The organism is Syntrophus aciditrophicus SB (assembly GCF_000013405.1).
GTDB classification, from domain to species: domain Bacteria; phylum Desulfobacterota; class Syntrophia; order Syntrophales; family Syntrophaceae; genus Syntrophus; species Syntrophus aciditrophicus.
In genome coordinates this window covers 699,523-717,448 of record NC_007759.1, presented here as the reverse complement: position 1 = coordinate 717,448, position 17,926 = coordinate 699,523, and the positions used below count along the sequence as shown (strand labels likewise).

Here is a 17,926-nt window from a genome sequence, read left to right as displayed (position 1 = left end):
AAACATGAAACGACTGATCGAAGAAATTGCGCTCCCTAACGGGCTGACAATAAATATCTGGGACGCCTCGCGGGTGATTGCCGCTGATACCACAAGTGTTGTCCTGATTGTGACGATCCGGATGGAACTCAAACCGGACTATTTTCCGGCAGCGGATCATTACAAACTGACGACATCCGTTTTCGGTACGGAAATGCTTTATGAATACAGGAAGGAACGCACCTTCGTCAAAAACGATGAAGTGGAACCTGTATTTCAGGAATTGCTCGAAACCTTCAAGACCGATGCGCTGCCCTACCTCTGCCGTGAAAACTTTCCGCAGCAGTTTGCCCGTTCAAAACACCGGGAGATAATCAGCAACCCCTATCAATACCGGCAGTACCTTGAAAAGGCTGTTTGAAGGAAGATTGAGGGATTTTTATGAGTCTGGACAATCTCCTTGCTTCAGTTTCCAAGCCGAGTCGTTATCTCGGTGGAGAAGTGAACTCCATCCGGAAAGATATTGACGCCTGTCCGGTACGTATCGCCCTGGCGTTTCCCGACACCTATGAGGTCGGCATGTCCCACCTTGGAATGCAGATTCTCTATGCGATTCTTAACGGTTATCCTGATGTCGCCGCCGAACGATGTTATGCCCCATGGCCCGACATGGAAACCCTGTTGCGGACCCATCGGCTGCCACTGACCACACTGGAATCCCGCAAGCCTCTGTCTGCCTTCGATCTGGTCGGGTTCTCCCTCCAATATGAATTATCCTACACCAATGTCCTCAATATGCTGGAGCTTGGCGGCATCCCCCTGCGCGCCAGAGACCGCGGAAAAGAGGATCCCCTCGTGATTGCAGGGGGTCCCTGCGCCTTCAATCCCGCTCCGATGACGCCTTTTATCGACGCCTTCGTCATCGGTGAAGGAGAAGAGGTGATCTCGGAGATCGCCGCATCCCTGAGGGAGGCCAAAGCCCGGGGACACGAACGATCCCGGAAACTGGAACAACTCGCAGCCATACCTGGGATTTACGTCCCGGCCCTTTTTTCAGGCAGCCGGATTCGTAAGCGAATCGTCACGGATCTGGATTCCTGGCGCGTTCCTTTGAAACCCGTAGTCCCCCTCATGAAAACCATCCATGACCGCATTACCCTGGAAATCGCCAGAGGATGCACCCGGGGCTGCCGATTCTGTCAGGCCGGCATGGTCTGGCGGCCCGTTCGGGAACGGAATCTCCGCACCCTTGAAAAATCAGCGGAGCAGCAGCTCTGTTCCACCGGCTATGACGAAATCTCCCTGCTGTCTCTAAGCTCGGGCGATTACAGTCGGATCGAGGACCTGCTGATTCGACTCATGGACCGGTATTACAGCCGCCGGATTGCCCTGTCCCTGCCCTCGCTGAGGACAGAAACTCTGACCCGGACCCTGATCGAAAACATTCGCAAGGTGCGCAAGACAAGTTTCACCCTGGCGCCGGAAGCGGGAACCCAGCGGCTTAGGAACGTGATCAATAAAGGCAATACCGAAGAAAACCTCCTTGCCGCCACGGCCCAGGTTTTTGCCGCCGGCTGGAAAGCCGTGAAACTGTATTTCATGATCGGCCTTCCCACTGAAACAGAAACGGATTTGGACGGCATTATCGAACTTGGCCATAAGGTGTCAAGGTATTCAAGGAACCGGGGACAGGTGACCCTGAGCCTGTCTACCTTTGTACCCAAGCCTCATACGCCCTTTCAATGGCACCGGCAGATCGATATGGAAGAAATCGCGGAAAAACAGCTTTATATAAGAAACTCAATATCCAGCCGTAATATCAGCATCAAGTTTCATGATCGCCGGATGAGCCTGCTCGAAGGGCTCTTCTCCCGGGGGAACGAAGCCCTGGGAGAGCTTATTGAAAAAGCATTCCGTCTGGGCTGCCGCTTCGACGGCTGGAGCGATCAGCTTCGATTCGACCTCTGGGAACAGGCGATGGAGAATCTGAACATCTCGACCGATGCCTATCTGCGGGAACGAACCTTTGAGGAAGATCTGCCCTGGGACCCCGTGGATTGTGGAGTCAGCAGAGATTTTCTTGAAAAGGAACTCCTTCGTTCCCTTTCCGGACAACTGACGGAAGACTGCCGGCGCGGAAACTGTCTGCAATGTGGTGTTTGTGATCATCAGGCAATTCGTATAGAAAGAGCGGAAACGGGAAAGGCTGAGCGCGAACAGGCACCCCCTGACCAACAAGAAAGAATGCCGGCAACAGATTCCAAAGTGACCCGTCTCCGCCTGACCTTCCGGAAACATGGGACCGCCAGGTTATTAGCTCATCTGGAAATCACCGAAGCCTTGATTCGAGCCATCAAAAAAAGCGGAGAAACTTTTGTCTTTACGGAGGGCTTCCACCCTCACCCCAAGATCTCCTTTGCCTTTGCCACGGCCGTCGGCATGGAAAGCGACGAAGAATACGCCGATATTCAGCTTCGGAATCTTTCCGCCGAACCGACAGCCCTCATGGGGGCCATCAATGCCGGTCTTCCCGCAGGATTCGAACTGACAAGCATCGCGGAGATTTTCCCCGGAACCCCTTCTCTTTCGAAAATCATCCGGGGCTTCGTCTATGAAATTACCGTTCCGGAATGCATGAGGGCAGAAATTGAATGGCCGCGGGTGGCACGACAAGCGGCGGAATTTCGAACGGCCTCCTCCTTTTCGATGGTCCGGGACACCAGAGACAAGACGGTCATCCGCGACATCAGACCCCTGGTGGAAGATCTCGAGCTCTCGCCGGAATCCGGTAAGATCAGCTTCTGCCTGCTGTTGGGAAAAGAGGGAAGCGTCAAGCCGGTCGAAATCCTCACGGAGGTGCTTGACTTCGACAAGGAAGTGGTTCCCCTGATGCGCATCAGCAAAGTGAAAACACTGTTCATCTCTTGAACAGTCGAAATCTGCTGACATCGTCAGGAAATTTTTCAAGAGTTCTCACAAAAGGATTGACAAATTCAACAATATTTTTATAATCGGCAGTTCATATTTTAACTTTACAGATAAGAAGGATGCCATGGATATGTATGCGGTGATAAAAACAGGCGGGAAACAACACAGGGTTTCAGAAGGAGATTTGCTGACTGTTGAAAAGCTGGCCGGCAGCAAAGGAGACAGCGTGGTCTTTGATGATGTGCTGATGGTTGCCAAAGAAGGAGAGATCCGGGTGGGAAAGCCTGTCTTGGAGGGCGCTAAAGTTGTCGGTGAAATTGTCGCCCAGGTAAAAGGCCCTAAGATTTATGTTTTCCATATGAAAAAACGTAAGGGATTCCATAAGAAAACTGGGCATCGGCAACAACTGACACGAATGAGAATCAAGGAAATTTCGATTTAAACGGAGGACGTCATGGCACATAAAAAAGGACAGGGAAGTTCCCGAAACGGCAGGGACAGTAATGCCCAGAGACGCGGGGTAAAGGTTTACGGCGGGCAGAGCATCCATGCCGGTTCCATCATCATTCGCCAGTTGGGAACGAAAATTCATCCCGGTAATAATGTGGGCATGGGTAAAGACTATACCCTCTTTTCCCTGATTGACGGCGTGGTCAAATTCGAAAGACTGGACAAGAAGAGAAAGAAGGTCAGTGTTTACGCAACGGCGTGATCATCGGATTCCTGGTGTAGATTTTTTCCTTGCGGAAAACTGCAACGCGATTTCATTTTTTTGAGAGAGACAACAGTCAGGAAAAGGTTACGACTCAATTGCTGCGGAATAGAACACGAAGGCACTGTTTCAGTGCCTTTTTATTTTAGCTGGTACACGCCTGGTTGCCTTAACAGAAAAAACCGCAGCAACTCCGGTTCTATTTCTATATCAGAAAAAAATATTGAGGCTGTTGGCAGCGTCGACACGGGCATACGGTGATGTACAGCGAGGCGCCGGCGCCAATAATACAGAGAGCGCTTTGATTCGGTATGGAAAGATGGCGCTTTCAGATAGGAAAACTTGATTTTCTTCATGAAATTCATCGATGAAGCAAAGATTTATGTAAAGGCCGGCGACGGAGGCCGGGGCTGTGTCAGTTTCCGGCGGGAAAAGTATGTTCCCTTCGGAGGCCCCAACGGCGGTGACGGTGGCAAGGGCGGTGACGTGGTTATCGTGGCCACATCCAGCCACAACACCCTGCTCGATTTGAAATACAAACAGCATCATGTGGCAAAACACGGCGGACATGGCGAAGGAAGCAACAGGACAGGCCGAAGTGCTCCCGATCTGACAATTCCCGTCCCGGTCGGCACACTCGTGATGGATTCCGAATCCGGAGAAATTCTGGCTGACCTTGTCACGGAAGGCCAGGAGTATATCGTTGCTCATGGGGGGATCGGCGGACGCGGCAATGCCCGATTCGCCACGGCGACGAATCAGGCGCCCCGTTATGCCCAGAGCGGAATACCCGGTGAGGAACGCTGGATTCGGCTGGAACTTAAACTGCTTGCGGATGTCGGGATCATCGGGCTTCCCAACGTGGGGAAATCCACCTTTATTTCAAGAGTTTCCGCCGCCCGTCCAAAAATTGCCGATTATCCTTTTACCACGCTGACACCTCACCTCGGCGTCGTCCGTTATGGCGACGATCTAAATACCTTCGTCCTCGCCGACATCCCAGGTCTGATTGAAGGAGCCCATGAGGGGGTCGGCATGGGAATCCAGTTCCTGCGACACATTGAAAGAACCGCCCTGCTGCTCCACATTATCGACATCTCGAGAGACGAGACCAGCACCGGCTGGCACGATTTTGAAGTGATCAATTCGGAACTGGCCTCATACAGTCCCGAGCTGATTCTCAAACCCCAGATCGTGGCCGTCAACAAGACCGACCTGCCCATAACCAGGGAGAAGCTGAAGGATACGCTTCGGATCTTTGCGGAAAAGGGCATCGTGCTTTACCCATTCTCCGCCGCAACAGGCGAGGGTATCCCGGCCCTGCTGTATAAAATTGGAGAAGCCCTGAAAAATATCCGATACAGGCAGACTGAACATGAATGAAAATCGAGAACAAGTCCTGAAAAATGTAAAGAGAGTTCTGATAAAGATCGGCAGCGCCGTCCTTACAGGCGACAACGGCCTCGACCTGGAAAGGATCCAGCACCTGGTGGACCAGATGGCCGCCCTGACACACAGGGGCTATCAAGTCGTCATGGTCACCTCGGGCGCCATCGCCTCGGGGAAACACCGCCTCGGCATTACCACCGCTTTGAAGAGCATTCCCCAGAAGCAGGCCGCGGCAGCCATAGGGCAGGGACGCCTGATGCGCATTTATTCCAATTCCTTCGGGAAACACGGCCTCTATGTCGGACAGATTCTTCTCACCATGAGCGATCTGACGGATCGAAGGCGTTTCCTCAATATCCGCAATACCCTTTCCACCCTCATGGAATGGGGCATCATCGCCATTATCAACGAAAACGACACCGTGGCCATCGATGAGATCAAATTCGGCGATAACGACAATCTGGCCGCCATGATCGCCAATATCATCGAAGCCCATCTGGTCATCAATTTAACCAGCACACCGGGACTCTATGATCGGAATCCCGCTTCATCCAGGAATGCCAGACTGATTCCCCTTGTCCGGGAAATCACGGAAGATATTGAAGCAGCCGCGTCGGAGGAAGGGACCTCCGTCGGAACGGGAGGGATGAAAAGCAAGGTCATGGCGGCCAAAAAGGTAACCGCCTTCGGCATCCCTTACATTATTGCTCCCGGAAAGCAGAAGGACGTTCTGCTGGATATCTTTGATGGAAACGAGCTGGGCACCCTTTTCCTCCCCATGAGAGAGCATCTCAGCAGCCGCAAATACTGGATTGCCTTTACCCTCAGATCTCGAGGGGTTCTGAGCATTGACGCCGGCGCCCGAACCGCGATTCTGGAAGAGGGAAAAAGCCTGCTGCCCTCAGGAATTGTCGGTGTGGAAGGTGATTTCATCGTGGGAGACCCGGTCACGTGCGTCGATCGGGACGGCGTTCCCCTGGCCAAGGGGCTGGTTAATTACAGCGCTCCCGATATCCGGAAGATCATGGGACTCAAGACGTCCCGGATCGAACAGGTGCTGGGACACAAGGACTATGACGAAATCATTCACCGCGACAACCTGGCCGTGATCCGTCGCAGTCGCAGACACAGAGAAGCAGGCTGACCGGGAACTCCCTCAGGGTTCTGATTCTCATCTCACATCAAAGGTCTCTCCCCGCCACCGACTCTGTACCGGTCGTCCTGTGTGCGTCCGCATCGTTTCTGCCCGCCGGCCTGGCAACCTCTCTGATCTCTTATTCAAATCGATCCTCTGTACCGGGCTGAACGGCGGATTTGGAACATCCATTTAACCCTGATGGTTCTTTTTTTGTTCGATTCGTGTAAGTGACAAGCGCGGTGAAAATCGCAATCGTCAAAATTCCCCCGATCACAACCGGCGCCGTCAGCAGATGTTTCGGCATCGACTGCCAGAGCCCGACCAAGCCGAAAAGGATGAAGAGCAGGGCGGCAAACCATTTGATCGCCCGCTCGGGAATCTTCTTTCCCAGGACAATGCCGATCCCGATTCCGAGGGCATCCGCCGCGAGCATCCCGATATTGGTCCCCAGCCAGACAGGGAAAACCGTTTGATATTTGGCAGCCAGGGCAATGGTGGCAAGCTGGGTTTTATCCCCCATCTCAGCGAGAAAAAAGGCCACGGCCACTGTCCAGAAAGGACTGAAATTGAAACGGCGGTCTTCCCCACTCAACTCGTCTCCCCGAATCGTCCAGAGGCCGAACATGATGAATGATATCGCCGCTGCAATCTGGACATACTGCATGGGAAAGAACATCGTCAGATAATTGCCCAGGAAAACGGCAAGCATATGATTGAGCGCCGTAGCAGCAAACACCCCCCACATGACAACAGAAGCCCGGTAACGAACAGCAAGCGCCATGGCCAGAAGCTGGGTCTTATCCCCCATTTCCGCCAGGACGACAAAGCTCAACGAGGCTAAAAAAGCAGTCATTTTCTGCCACCCTTTTGATTTTACGGCAAAAAAAACGAGACACTTCGGATGACGGAGCAACTCGCACCGAAAGTCTCGCTAATTGGTCGAAACCAACGGCAAGGCCAGACTTTCACCAGTATTTTGACCTTGCACTTGTCAGCTACTCCCCTTCAGGACGAGGGCACTCTAAAACAGAAAAGGGGGGAAAGCAAACATTTTTTGTCAGTATACAAAGAAGAAGATTCGTACGTTCAAGCAAGGTTCTCTTCATGGAATATCTGCAATATCATCTATTCATCTATCCTGTTGATGGTTCAACCGATCGTTGATCGTTGTGAAGGAACGCATGAATTTTTTCTCCCAGATCCTTTCCGATTCCCTCCACCTGAGTCAACTCCTCGACAGTTGCCTCTCGTATCCGGGCAAGATCTCCGAAACTCAGGAGAAGGGCCTTTTTACGAACTTCTCCCACACCCGGTATGTCGTCCAGAAGAGACATGAAATCGCTTCGGGTCTTCAGACTTCGATGATAGGAAACGGCAAAACGGTGCGCCTCATCCCGAATGCGTTGAAGCAGGAAAAGCACCGCAGGCCAGCGGCTCAGGTACAGGGCTTCCTTTTTATGGGGGAGGTAAACGCGGTCTTCACTTTTGTTGACTCCCCCCTGCACGGTAACTCCGTTTACCCTTTCCTTGGCCAGACCGATCACATCCTGTCCCGAAATCGACAGATCCTTCAACAGGGAAAACGCCACAGCCAGCTGACCTTTTCCTCCATCCACGACAATGAGGTCAGGCAGGTTTTCCTTACCCTGATACCTCCTCTTCAAAGCCTCATACATCATGGCATAATCGTCTGCTCCATGGACCGTCCGGATTCGAAAACGCCGATAACCGGACTTCAAGGGTCTGCCATCTTGAAAGGTCACCATGGCGGCGACAGCCAGCCGTCCACCGATGTTCGAGATGTCAAACGCCTCTATTTTCCTGGGGAAGCGTCTGAGATGAAGTCTTTCCATGAGCAGCCGCAGGGACTCATCAGAATCATCGAGCGACTTGCGCTCCATTTTGAAGCCATGTTCCGCATTCTGTTCCGCAATATGGAGAAGTTCCAGGCCTCGCCCTTTTCGGGGAATCAGAATGGAAAGCCCCTTTCCACGCTTTTCCTCCAGCCATTCCCGTATGACCTGCCGATCCTCGATCGATGCCGGAATAAGAATTTCCTGAGGAATGTCTACAGATTGATCATAATATTGCATGAGCAGCGAAGACAGCATGTCCGCCGTCTCGCCTTCAAATTTCAAAAGGGGAAGGAGCCGGCTTCCCAGAATTTTTCCCTGACGAATCAGAAGAATACAGACCTGAATCAGGTGTCCTTCCCGGTATAAGCCGAAGATATCCTGATCTTTGAACGTCATCGAAACCATACGCTGCCTTTCAAGGGTTTCTTCTATCGCCCTGATCCGATCTCTCAAAAAGGCTGCCTCCTCATAATTCATCTGTTCAGCCGCCATCTTCATCCGCTCCCGCAGTTCACGGAGCAGATTATTTCCCCGTCCTTCAAGAAAGGAAACTCCATCCCGGACCATTTGCAGATAGTCTTCTGAGTTTATTCGACCAACACAGGGAGCAAGACACCGCTTGATCTGATATTCAAGACAGGGCCTCGTGCGTGATTTCAATTCCGCATCGCGGCATGTTCGAAGGGGAAAGATGGATTGAAGAAACTGGAGGGTTTCCCGGGCCGAGGCACTGGAAGGATAGGGTCCGAAGTATTTTGCCCCGTCTTTGCGGGGGCGTCGAACCAGTTGAAACCTGGGGAAGGGTTCGTTGAGATCCGCACGGATGTTGAAATAGGCCTTGTCATCCCGAAAACAGATATTGTAACGAGGATGGTGTTCTTTGATCAGATTGTTCTCAAGAATCAGGGCTTCCTTTTCCGTCTCCGTCAGGATAAACTCGATATCGTGGATTCGGGAAACAAGAAAGGGGATCATGGCGCGGGAATCCGTCCCGCTGAAGTAAGCGCGAGTCCGGCTTTTGAGATTCTTTGCCTTCCCCACATAGAGGATCTTGCCGGCGGCATCCTTCATGAGATAAACACCGGGCGTCCGTGGCGCTATGTCTATACGACCTTCCAGTTGTTGCCGGTTCATAAAAGCTCAGACGGGGTTCCTGATCGTTTCAGGTTTTGATGCAGGATGCAAACATCCACATGCTGCCGTAGGAGGGGATCAGCTTTTTGTCCATCTTTACGGAAGAGAAATGCCGGTTCAGCAATTTTTCTACAAGCGCTGTCGTTTTTTGATCATATTCCGAAGCACACTGCAGGGAAACAACTCCCTGGCTTTTCAAATCTTCCTTCATTTTCATAAAGAGCTGATTCAGGTAGTCCTCACGATCCATCACGATAAAGGACTCCGGATGCATGGTCAAGTCATAGATCATTGCATCGAACTGATGGCTCCCGTCCAGGTATTCGAACACATCGGCAAGAACAATGTTTACCCTTTCGTCTTCGAAGGCAGAATGACAGATGCTTTCGAGGTAGGTCCTTGCCACCCGAATGACTTCTTCATCGATATCAATGACAGAAACACTGCCGGGATCCAATTTCAACAGTTCATAAAGAACACCGCCATCCCCGCCGCCTAAAATCGCCACAGACGAAAGATCATCCAGTTTTCCACGCACTGGACTTACCATCGCCTCGTTATAGAGCCAGGCATCCCTTTCAGCAATCTGCAGATCATTATCCAGAAACAGCATCCGGCCGAAATCCTGATTCTCGATGACCTTGATATCCTGATACCTGGATAACCCGGAAAAGAGTTCCCGATCAACGCGATACCGGACATCAAAACCGGTTGCGCTGTTATCATCGGTAATCCAGTTGGTCCGGGACACCTCGAGGGGATTTCCCCTGGATACCTCCACAACCCGTGTGGTTGCCGGCATCAGTTTCTCTTCCAGATAATGCAAAAGATGCTGTGACTTCTCGTTACCCCGGGAACAGGTAAAAATATCCACCGAGGCGTGATGGGCTTCCGGATAGGTATGGATTGCAATGTGGGATTCACTGATGACGGCAATAGAGGTAATGCCGATGGGATCATAGCAATGGCTGTTCAAGCTGACCAGGCCGAGACCGCAGGCTTCAATCCCTCCCGCCAGGATTCTTTCAAGCGCGTCGGAATCATTCAATATGTTTGCAGAACAACGAAAAAATTCTGCAAGGATTTGGTTTCCCGTGGGCTTCATGGCCGCCCCTTCATTTCTTAACGGATTCCCACGCCACATTCGTGACACGGAAGTCTATATGAAAATATTATCAAGAAATTCAAATATTTAACTAATAAGATCTCACAGACAGTGATTCTTATATAAAAATGAGGATGTTCTGTCAATAAAAAACGGGAAGAAGAGGAACAGATTCAGAAATGGAAAGGAACGATCAATGGAAAGCTGGAAACATTTTAGGTTATCAAAGAAAATTAAGAGACTTTATTAAAGACAAACAGGTTTTCGCATTCAGAATCAGGCAAGTTATTGATAACAAGAGACCTGTGATGCTTCTATGTTACCAAGATATGGGTTGCAGCCATTTGTTTTTGTCTCCGTCGTAGAACCACTTATCCGGAAATCCGCGGCGTTTGACAAAAGTGGGATTTCGGGCCCAGAGCATCAGAGCCTCATAGGCTGTCTGTATCTTTCTGAATATGAATGCATCTCCTCCCAGATCGGGATGGTGAATTTTTACCTGCTGACGGTAGGCATTTCGAATCACCCGACATGGGTCTCCATGGTTGAGTTCTCCATGATCAAGTTTGAGATGCTGAAGCGATTTTTTCTGAATGGCAGGCATCCGCACTTCATAGGGCTTTACACAAAGCATCGAACCGTTGTTCCTTACAGCCCGATCAAGCAGAAACCTTGATGCCAGATACCTTTTATTGGTCCGCCGCTGTTCCGCCCACCAGATCTCACCCATATGATCGGCCATTCGACTGAAATCATCAGCGGGTTTTTTACCCAGAACGCGTGGAAAGGAAAAACTGTAGATCTCCCTGGAACTGTAAGGGATCATATCCATCATGATCGCCAGATCCGAAAAATAAAAAGTGGCGTAACGGGTATTCAACGCCTGGATCAAGCCGGTTCTCAGATCCAGTTTGTTGCGCAACCTCTGGCGGCAGCCGACGGAACAATATTTCCTCTTGCCACCGTCTATCGGTTCTCCGCATGAAAGACAGAGGTTCTTTCTTTTCTCTCTAATTGGGACCAAGCTATGCACGTTACTTGACAATCTGCTACTATTTCTTCTTTTGCTTCTTATCACATTGAAAATACTTTTTCCTGCTGGATTTTTCCGCCGATGCGCGACGTTTCACGGCCATCCTGCTGAAAGGAATTTCTGTCCCTCTTTATCTGTGCCTTTGATATCTCCCCATGAGTTGGGCTTCTGCAAGAACATGCCCCTTCATTGCCTTCAACAATTGCTCTTTGGTCGCTCCCGGTGCAAGATTCAGCATCGTGTCCAGCGCATACAGCTTGAAATAATACCGATGAGTGCCGCTGGGTGGACAGGGTCCGCCGTAACCGATTTTCGGCCAGTCGTTCTTACCCTGTCGAATACCGCTTTCAAGTTCGGCCTCCGGTCGGACATTCTCATCAAGTTTTTTCACACTGGGCGGAATATCATAAACAACCCAGTGAACCCAGGTCCCCCGAGGCGCATCCGGATCGTCACAAATCAAAGCGAAACTTTTCGTGCCGTCAGGCACGTTGTCCCATTCCAGGGATGGAGAAATATCCCGCCCATCGCATGTGTATTTCAAGGGAATCATCTCCCTCTCTTTAAAAGCGGAACTCGTGATTTTCATTGTTCTGCCTCCTTTCGGTACTGATAAGGCATTACCTGAGAATCCAAGACAAAGTAAAAGAATCAACCCGGCAATAATCCATCCGCACTGTTTTTTCATAGGCCGTGACCTCCTTCTCGTCACGTTCAGTGGACGAAAAAAAGAAGAAATCTTGCGCACCTTTCTTCGTTGAAATGGTATGGTAACGATACGCAGGCAAAAGGCGGTTGTCAAACATTTTCCTTATCCTAAAATCACAAAAGGCAGATTATATTTATCGATTGGTTGTTTATCAAAATTTTCCGGTTCTCTCTACATTGCCCAGAGTGAAAGGCGTTCTTGTTTTTCCGGGATCAGATTAAAAATAAACAGGAAATAAAACCGGTCTGACCGAGGAAACAACAATAAAGAAGGGGCAGGTCATATTGTATGATAACCTGCCCCTGCATGTTGCCTTATCTATCTTGCTTGCGAATAATTACTTCACCAAGGGTTTGGGTACATAATAAATCGACTTGCCGTATGCGGTATTGCAAACCGTTGCCCCCGCCAGGTAAATTCCGATCCATCCGCAGAAAATCAGCATATACCCGACCATCGGCTTCCAGGTTGCCGGATCGGCATACCATCCCGTGTCCATGCCGACAATAAGCCAGAGGCAGATGTCAACCAGGATAACCAGCAAAAAAAGCAGGGAAGTTGATTTGGCATAGGCCGGGGTTACCGCTGTCAGGAACGCGGCGCCTGCCATCCAGCACCATCCCTCCACATAGGGATCGGGTTTCGGGAACCAGGTGATCGCCGCTGCTGCCGAAGCCGCTGCTGCCTCTTTCGGAATAAAAGCACCCGCTCCGACCAGCAAAAGGAACTTGGACATCAAACTTAATGCTGCAGCGAACATGAAGAAGGCACAAAAAAACAAAAAGACGTTGCCGCCGGTCAAATTTTTATCTTTCAATTCCATGATGGCAACTACAATCTGCACAATACCGCCACCGACAAGCCAGGCAGCAAGGATCGGATACCCGCCCGGCTTTACCAGTCCTAAGAAAACGGCACCAAAACCAAAGCACGCGACAGCTAATGCAGCCAACCCGGCAGGTCCGGGAGAAGCAAAAGTATGTTCCTGCGACATAAAGTATTCCTCCTTTTTTTGTTCCTTTCAAAGCTTATCAAAGACTTCAGTAAAGATCCCCATAATCGGCCATTCATCATAGAGTTTCCCGGTTTTCTCTCCGGGAAACTCTATCAATGTTTTCAAAAGGATGCTTTCTAATCCAAGTCGGGGAAATCTTTCTTGGCCCTTTCCTTGATGACAAAATGCATTTTCTTTCCTGATGGATTGAAGGGCAGTTCCTTGAAGTCAACGAACTTGTAATACTTTGGCCGCTGATACCTTGCCAGCCTCGGGTGATTCTTGCAGAATTCCACAAAGTCTTCTTCCTTGAGATTGGGATCTTTCAGGGCGATATAGGCAACGATCGCCTCACCCCACCTCTTGCTCGGGGCACCCGTTACGAAGACGTCGATGACGCCGGGATGGTCCTTGATCGCCTCCTCAACCACGACGGGATGAACATTTTCCGCACCCGTGATGATCATGTCATCCGTACGGCCACGGATGGAGATATAACCTTCTGCGTCCCAGACCGCCGTATCGCCCGGAAGCTGCCAGCCCGGATAGGGGAATCCCTTCTCGGTATCCTGGGGTCTGTTCAGATATCCATAACAGCCATGCATGGTTCTGAGAGCGATTTCGCCTTCCGTCACACCATCCCTCGGGACGAGGTCTTCAGGATTGTTCGGATTGCCGCGACGTCCAAGATCAAGGCGGACGAGTACGATCATGTCTTCCGTAATCGGCAGGCCGATGGTTCCCGCCTTTTCCGGCAACTCCCAGGGTTTCAGCATGGTGACCCAATGCTGATCCGCGGTTCCATAACCGTTGTAAACGCCGGGACACAGGATTCTCATGACTCTCAGACAGGAATCCTTATCGAGGGGTGCGCCCATGGAGCACAGGGCACGCAGACTGCTGACATCGCGAGCTTTCTCTTCCTGCGTATGACACATTCTCTCATAGATGACAGGAGCGCTGACCATGTGGGTAACCTTGTATTTTTCGATGTAATCCAATGCCAGATTCTCGTCAAAGGATCTCATGATGACAACGGCTCCCCCTTGATGGAGTACGGGCAGAACCCCCGTTGTATTTCCCCCTCTGTGAAAGAGCGGGTTTGTGGCAAGACTGACGCAGTGTTCGTCAACCTTGTGCAGGTGACCATTCATCATGCAGTCGAAGAAGATGGTCGCATGACTCACGAAAAATCCCTTGGGCAGGCCTGTCGTCCCGGACGTGTAGATAAGCATGCACGGATCCCACATCTCGACGTCCTTCTCCGTCGGCGGCGCAGTCTTTGGTTTGCCTTCGATAAATTTCGCATAACTCACATGGCCGGGGGGAACTTCACCCTCACCTATCATGACGCAGACCTTCGGCTTGAACTTGCACAGTTCAACGGCTTTCACCGCCATATCCTTGAGGGAAGAGTCATAGACGAAAACGGCCGTTTCGCTGTCATCCATCAGCTTAGAAACCTGCCCCTCGGGAAGCATGAAATTCTGCATTGCATTTACGCACCTGGCCTTCGCACATCCCATGTACAGAGTAAACCACTCGGAACAATTGAATACATCACTCATGACGGTATCATAAGTGGTGCACCCTGCTTCAAGAAGGGCATGCGCGAACTGGTTGGCTTCTTCATCCCACTGCCTGTAGGTCAGCGATTTCTTCATCAAAGGATCAATGATCGCAACTTTATCCGGCCATTTCTGCAACATACGATAAAGCTGCCTTGTAACGGTATGCTCTGTCTGCCAGACAGATTTCAAAACTGTATAATCTACCGCTTTACCCATTTGTATTCCTCCTTTTTTTAAGAATAACAATGAAAACGATTAAGATTTTCATTATCGATTCAAGTGACTTAGTCTGGACCCTGCGCACTCACCTCCTTGCATTTCAAATGATAAAACATTGTGTTTGAGATCTGTATAAGACAATGTATTCTCATGTTAACGGTTTTCGGCATATGATATTCGTCAAATTATCGGGATTTCAACCTTCAACAAATGCTATGCACACTGATCCATTCATGCTTTGTGCCAGATTTTCTGATACTCAGCCGTCATGGCCATAAGCACTTATTCCGTTAATTATTCAAGATACATACAATTAGCCGACTATAAGCTTAATACCCTATAGTGTCGACGATTGAATACAATTATATCCCAATCAAGCATATAAACAGAAGTATCCAAAGAGATACATGTTGCCATATAAATACAATCAACTCAAAACTTGTGCGTCACAAGCAATAATATGATCGCTCGAAGCATCAATTTTTCCAGGCATTCATCCAGTTCGAACATTCATTTGTTTTAGTGGTGACAAGCCCGAGATTGCTTGGGTGTTAACAATTTCTGTACGAAATTTTCACAGGCCGACTCTCTATAAAGTGGACGAAAGTGGAAGCATAGATAACCGTGCATTGTAGGAAAGGAGGATGAAAATAAAAACAGGGACCGGAATTTCTTCCTAAGTCCCCGTTTTTATTATTGGCGTCCCCACGCGGAGTCGAACCGCGGTTACAGGCGTGAAAGGCCCGTGTCCTAGGCCTCTAGACGATGGGGACAAATCGTATTTCTGCATCTTCTGCGCAAATGACATTTCTCATATGCGAATTTGGCCTTATACCCTGATCCAGATGAATATGTCAAGCTTCAATTATAGGCTTATTGCATTTTCTTCGCCGAAAACGCTCATGCAATCACCCCTCCCATTCAAAAACAACGGGTTCGCGCAGAATGGCATCCCGCGCCCGTGCGGCCAGGTGGGCCATTTCAGGGTGTGTATCCCGGAGTGAAACAATCTGTCGCAGATTATCCGCGACTCGAAGAACCAGCATGGATAGTTCACCATCAGCTATGCCGGTTCTCTTGATGATTTCATCCCAATCTTCCCCTGAAGCCCACTCATAAACCACCGCGCTTGTCCAGAAATAAAGGGGTTGGACAGGAAAACCGGCGGCCTTCATGCGTTCCGTTAAAGGTCCCAGCATCGTAACAAGACGTGTGAAGGCCCGGCGGAGCTTTCGGGATATAAAACGCTTATCCATCAGGATTTCCTGGTCATGATCATTCACGAAGGGCGCGATCAGAGCGGCCAGCAGTTTTTCATCCGCTGAAGGAAATCCCCCGGCCCGCAGCCCTTCAGCAATCAACAGGGGCTGGTCAAGTCGCAATTTTGAAGCCCAGATGCCGTTTTCAGTCAACCGGTCCTGATCATCCACGAATCCTTCGGCTTTCAGGAATTCAAGATGTCTCAAGAATTCCTTCCACAGATTGAGATTCTGATGTTGATAGGAAGCCAGTGATTTCTCGAAAATATCGCGGATCGTTTCAGGGGTCTGAGACAGCAGAAGATTCAGCACCATGGAAAAATCACTCCGAATTTGACTGAGAATTTCATCGGGAGGCTGAAAAAGACTTTTCCTGATGTGACTCAGATCCATAAAACGCCCCGGAACGGCCAGCATGAAGCCGATGTTATCCAACCCCCTCCGCCCCGCCCTGCCGGTCATCTGGTGGAACTCCGTTCCGCTCATGGGACAGAATTCATGACCGTTGAAGAGATCCGAATTAAAAAGAACAATCGTCCGGGCGGGATAATTTACGCCCGCCGCTACAGTGGAGGTTGCAAAAATGGCCCTCAGGTGGCCCTTTTTCATCATGTTTTCCACGAAAAACTTCCAGGCCGGCAGTTGCCCACCATGGTGCGAGGCAACTCGATAATCAATGAGGAATGATAGCTGCCGGTGCTGTCGGAGAAAAGGAAAACGACTGAGAAGTTCTTCAAGATCATAATAAAAACGCTCATCCGCACACCTTTCAGCAAGTCCTGCACAGGACTTCAGCGCGGCATCGCACTCCGCGCGCGATTTCAGAAAAAAGATGGCAGGCAGCAGTGCGTATCCCTCCATCAGGTTGATGATCTCCCCAAAGTGCAGGGATGCAAAACTGCCCGACCGACGCGTCTTTCTTGCCACGATGTATTCCGCGACCTTTCCGTACAGTTTCCGATTTTCCATGAGTGGCATAATCCGCCCAGAGGGATGAAGAAAAAGAGGGAAAAGGGGTACGGGCCTCTTCTCTTCCCGGATCACGGTGCAGTTCTTGTTGCGATGGGAAGACAACCAGGCAGCGATTTCGTCTCCGTTTCCGATTGTCGCGGAAAGAAGTAACAGGTTCACCCTTACAGGAAGATAGATCATGATTTCTTCCCAGACCACCCCGCGGTCCCGATCTCCCAGATAATGGGCTTCATCCAGGATCACCAGGTCACAGCGCAGGTTTTCCCCTTCCTTCATCACATCGTAAAGCTGATTCCTCAGTATCTCCGTCGTCCCGACGATGATGGGCGCATCCGGATTCTCCTTCGTATCTCCCGTAAGGATTCCCACATGCTGAGCGCCGAAGTTCTGACTGAATTCCACCCATTTGGCATTGCTCAGCGCCTTCAAGGGCGAAGCGTACCAGCACCGCCCTCCGGCTCTGAATACAGAAAGAATCGCCTGTTCCGCGATCCAGGTCTTTCCTGACCCTGTGGGCGCCATAACGAGGCAATCGTTTTTTTTGATCGCTTCCAGGGCTTGAAGCTGAAATTCATCGGGAACAAAACCGCTTTCCGGCGGCTTGCCGATCCGTTTGAAAACGCCTTTCAAAACAGGTTCTATCGCCGGATGCATACGCGCCGAACGAGCGGTACGTCTGCGCCTTTCTCTTCCCTGTTTTGTCCCTGTCTCCCTGTCCGAAGAAAACCGTTTGTTTCCCCATTTTGTTTTTTGCTGATGAGCCGTGTTGCTACTCTCCATTGTATATTCAATTTACCTTTCGGGTCGTCTCGACACCTTTTGCCTTCGTTTAAACTGGACGAGCCCCTTGATTTGTTTAAAATTCAGTACCACGGATCGGCTCCGGGGTAAAGATCAACTTACGGAAATAAATCTCTTTTTTCATTGA

15 protein-coding genes and 1 tRNA gene are annotated in these 17,926 nt (G+C 50.3%); 6 read left to right on the top strand and 10 right to left on the bottom strand.

Annotated elements, in window-relative coordinates; all coding sequences use genetic code 11:
- Positions 1–4: 4 nt before the first annotated feature.
- From SYN_RS03400 to proB, 6 genes are all read left to right on the top strand, one after another.
- The gene (locus SYN_RS03400; RefSeq protein ID WP_011416625.1) at positions 5–400 is read left to right on the top strand and encodes a hypothetical protein; all 396 of its coding nucleotides are present in this window, start codon (positions 5–7) and stop codon (positions 398–400) included.
- 20 nt (positions 401–420) lie between these two features.
- Positions 421–2,907, top strand: a complete 2,487-nt coding sequence (locus SYN_RS03395; RefSeq protein ID WP_011416624.1) for a TIGR03960 family B12-binding radical SAM protein — start codon at positions 421–423, stop codon at positions 2,905–2,907.
- A gap of 124 nt (positions 2,908–3,031) precedes the next feature.
- Complete coding sequence (rplU, locus tag SYN_RS03390) at positions 3,032–3,349, top strand: 50S ribosomal protein L21 (protein ID WP_011416623.1); 318 nt, start codon at positions 3,032–3,034, stop codon at positions 3,347–3,349.
- Positions 3,350–3,361: 12 nt separating this feature from the next.
- On the top strand, positions 3,362–3,619 hold the full coding sequence (gene rpmA, locus SYN_RS03385) for a 50S ribosomal protein L27 (protein WP_011416622.1): 258 nt from the start codon (positions 3,362–3,364) through the stop codon (positions 3,617–3,619).
- 354 nt (positions 3,620–3,973) lie between these two features.
- Positions 3,974–5,002, top strand: a complete 1,029-nt coding sequence (gene obgE / locus SYN_RS03380; protein ID WP_011416621.1) for a GTPase ObgE — start codon at positions 3,974–3,976, stop codon at positions 5,000–5,002.
- On the top strand, positions 4,995–6,152 hold the full coding sequence (proB, locus tag SYN_RS03375; RefSeq protein WP_011416620.1) for a glutamate 5-kinase: 1,158 nt from the start codon (positions 4,995–4,997) through the stop codon (positions 6,150–6,152). Before obgE ends, proB begins: the two co-directional genes overlap by 8 nt.
- Before the next feature lie 130 nt (positions 6,153–6,282).
- Here the strand turns inward: proB and SYN_RS03370 are convergent, their stop codons facing one another.
- The 10 genes from SYN_RS03370 to SYN_RS03325 form a co-directional block, all read right to left on the bottom strand.
- Entirely contained in the window at positions 6,283–6,999 is a 717-nt protein-coding gene (locus SYN_RS03370) for a TMEM165/GDT1 family protein (RefSeq protein ID WP_049749884.1), read from the bottom strand.
- A 280-nt stretch (positions 7,000–7,279) separates the two neighbouring features.
- Positions 7,280–9,136: an excinuclease ABC subunit UvrC gene (gene uvrC, locus SYN_RS03365; protein ID WP_011416618.1), complete on the bottom strand. Its 1,857-nt coding sequence runs from the start codon at positions 9,134–9,136 to the stop codon at positions 7,280–7,282.
- 28 nt (positions 9,137–9,164) lie between these two features.
- Entirely contained in the window at positions 9,165–10,241 is a 1,077-nt protein-coding gene (gene speD, locus SYN_RS15030; protein WP_049749883.1) for an adenosylmethionine decarboxylase, read from the bottom strand.
- Between the two features lie 319 nt (positions 10,242–10,560).
- A complete protein-coding gene (locus tag SYN_RS03355; RefSeq protein ID WP_148202465.1) occupies positions 10,561–11,274 on the bottom strand; it encodes a J domain-containing protein in 714 nt (237 codons plus the stop codon).
- Between the two features lie 130 nt (positions 11,275–11,404).
- Positions 11,405–11,863 carry a YbhB/YbcL family Raf kinase inhibitor-like protein gene (locus SYN_RS03350; RefSeq protein ID WP_041584673.1) on the bottom strand — a complete coding sequence of 153 codons (459 nt, stop codon included), beginning with the start codon at positions 11,861–11,863 and terminating at the stop codon, positions 11,405–11,407.
- Positions 11,864–11,894: 31 nt separating this feature from the next.
- Positions 11,895–12,080: a hypothetical protein gene (locus SYN_RS15985; RefSeq protein ID WP_041584672.1), complete on the bottom strand. Its 186-nt coding sequence runs from the start codon at positions 12,078–12,080 to the stop codon at positions 11,895–11,897.
- A 240-nt stretch (positions 12,081–12,320) separates the two neighbouring features.
- Positions 12,321–12,977: an acetate uptake transporter family protein gene (locus tag SYN_RS03340; protein WP_011416612.1), complete on the bottom strand. Its 657-nt coding sequence runs from the start codon at positions 12,975–12,977 to the stop codon at positions 12,321–12,323.
- Positions 12,978–13,114: 137 nt separating this feature from the next.
- The gene (locus SYN_RS03335) at positions 13,115–14,764 is read right to left on the bottom strand and encodes a class I adenylate-forming enzyme family protein (RefSeq protein ID WP_041584671.1); all 1,650 of its coding nucleotides are present in this window, start codon (positions 14,762–14,764) and stop codon (positions 13,115–13,117) included.
- Between the two features lie 700 nt (positions 14,765–15,464).
- Positions 15,465–15,540 (bottom strand) — tRNA-Glu (locus tag SYN_RS03330).
- Between the two features lie 135 nt (positions 15,541–15,675).
- On the bottom strand, positions 15,676–17,628 hold the full coding sequence (locus SYN_RS03325) for a DEAD/DEAH box helicase (protein WP_202943585.1): 1,953 nt from the start codon (positions 17,626–17,628) through the stop codon (positions 15,676–15,678).
- Between the last annotated feature and the right edge of the window lie 298 nt (positions 17,629–17,926).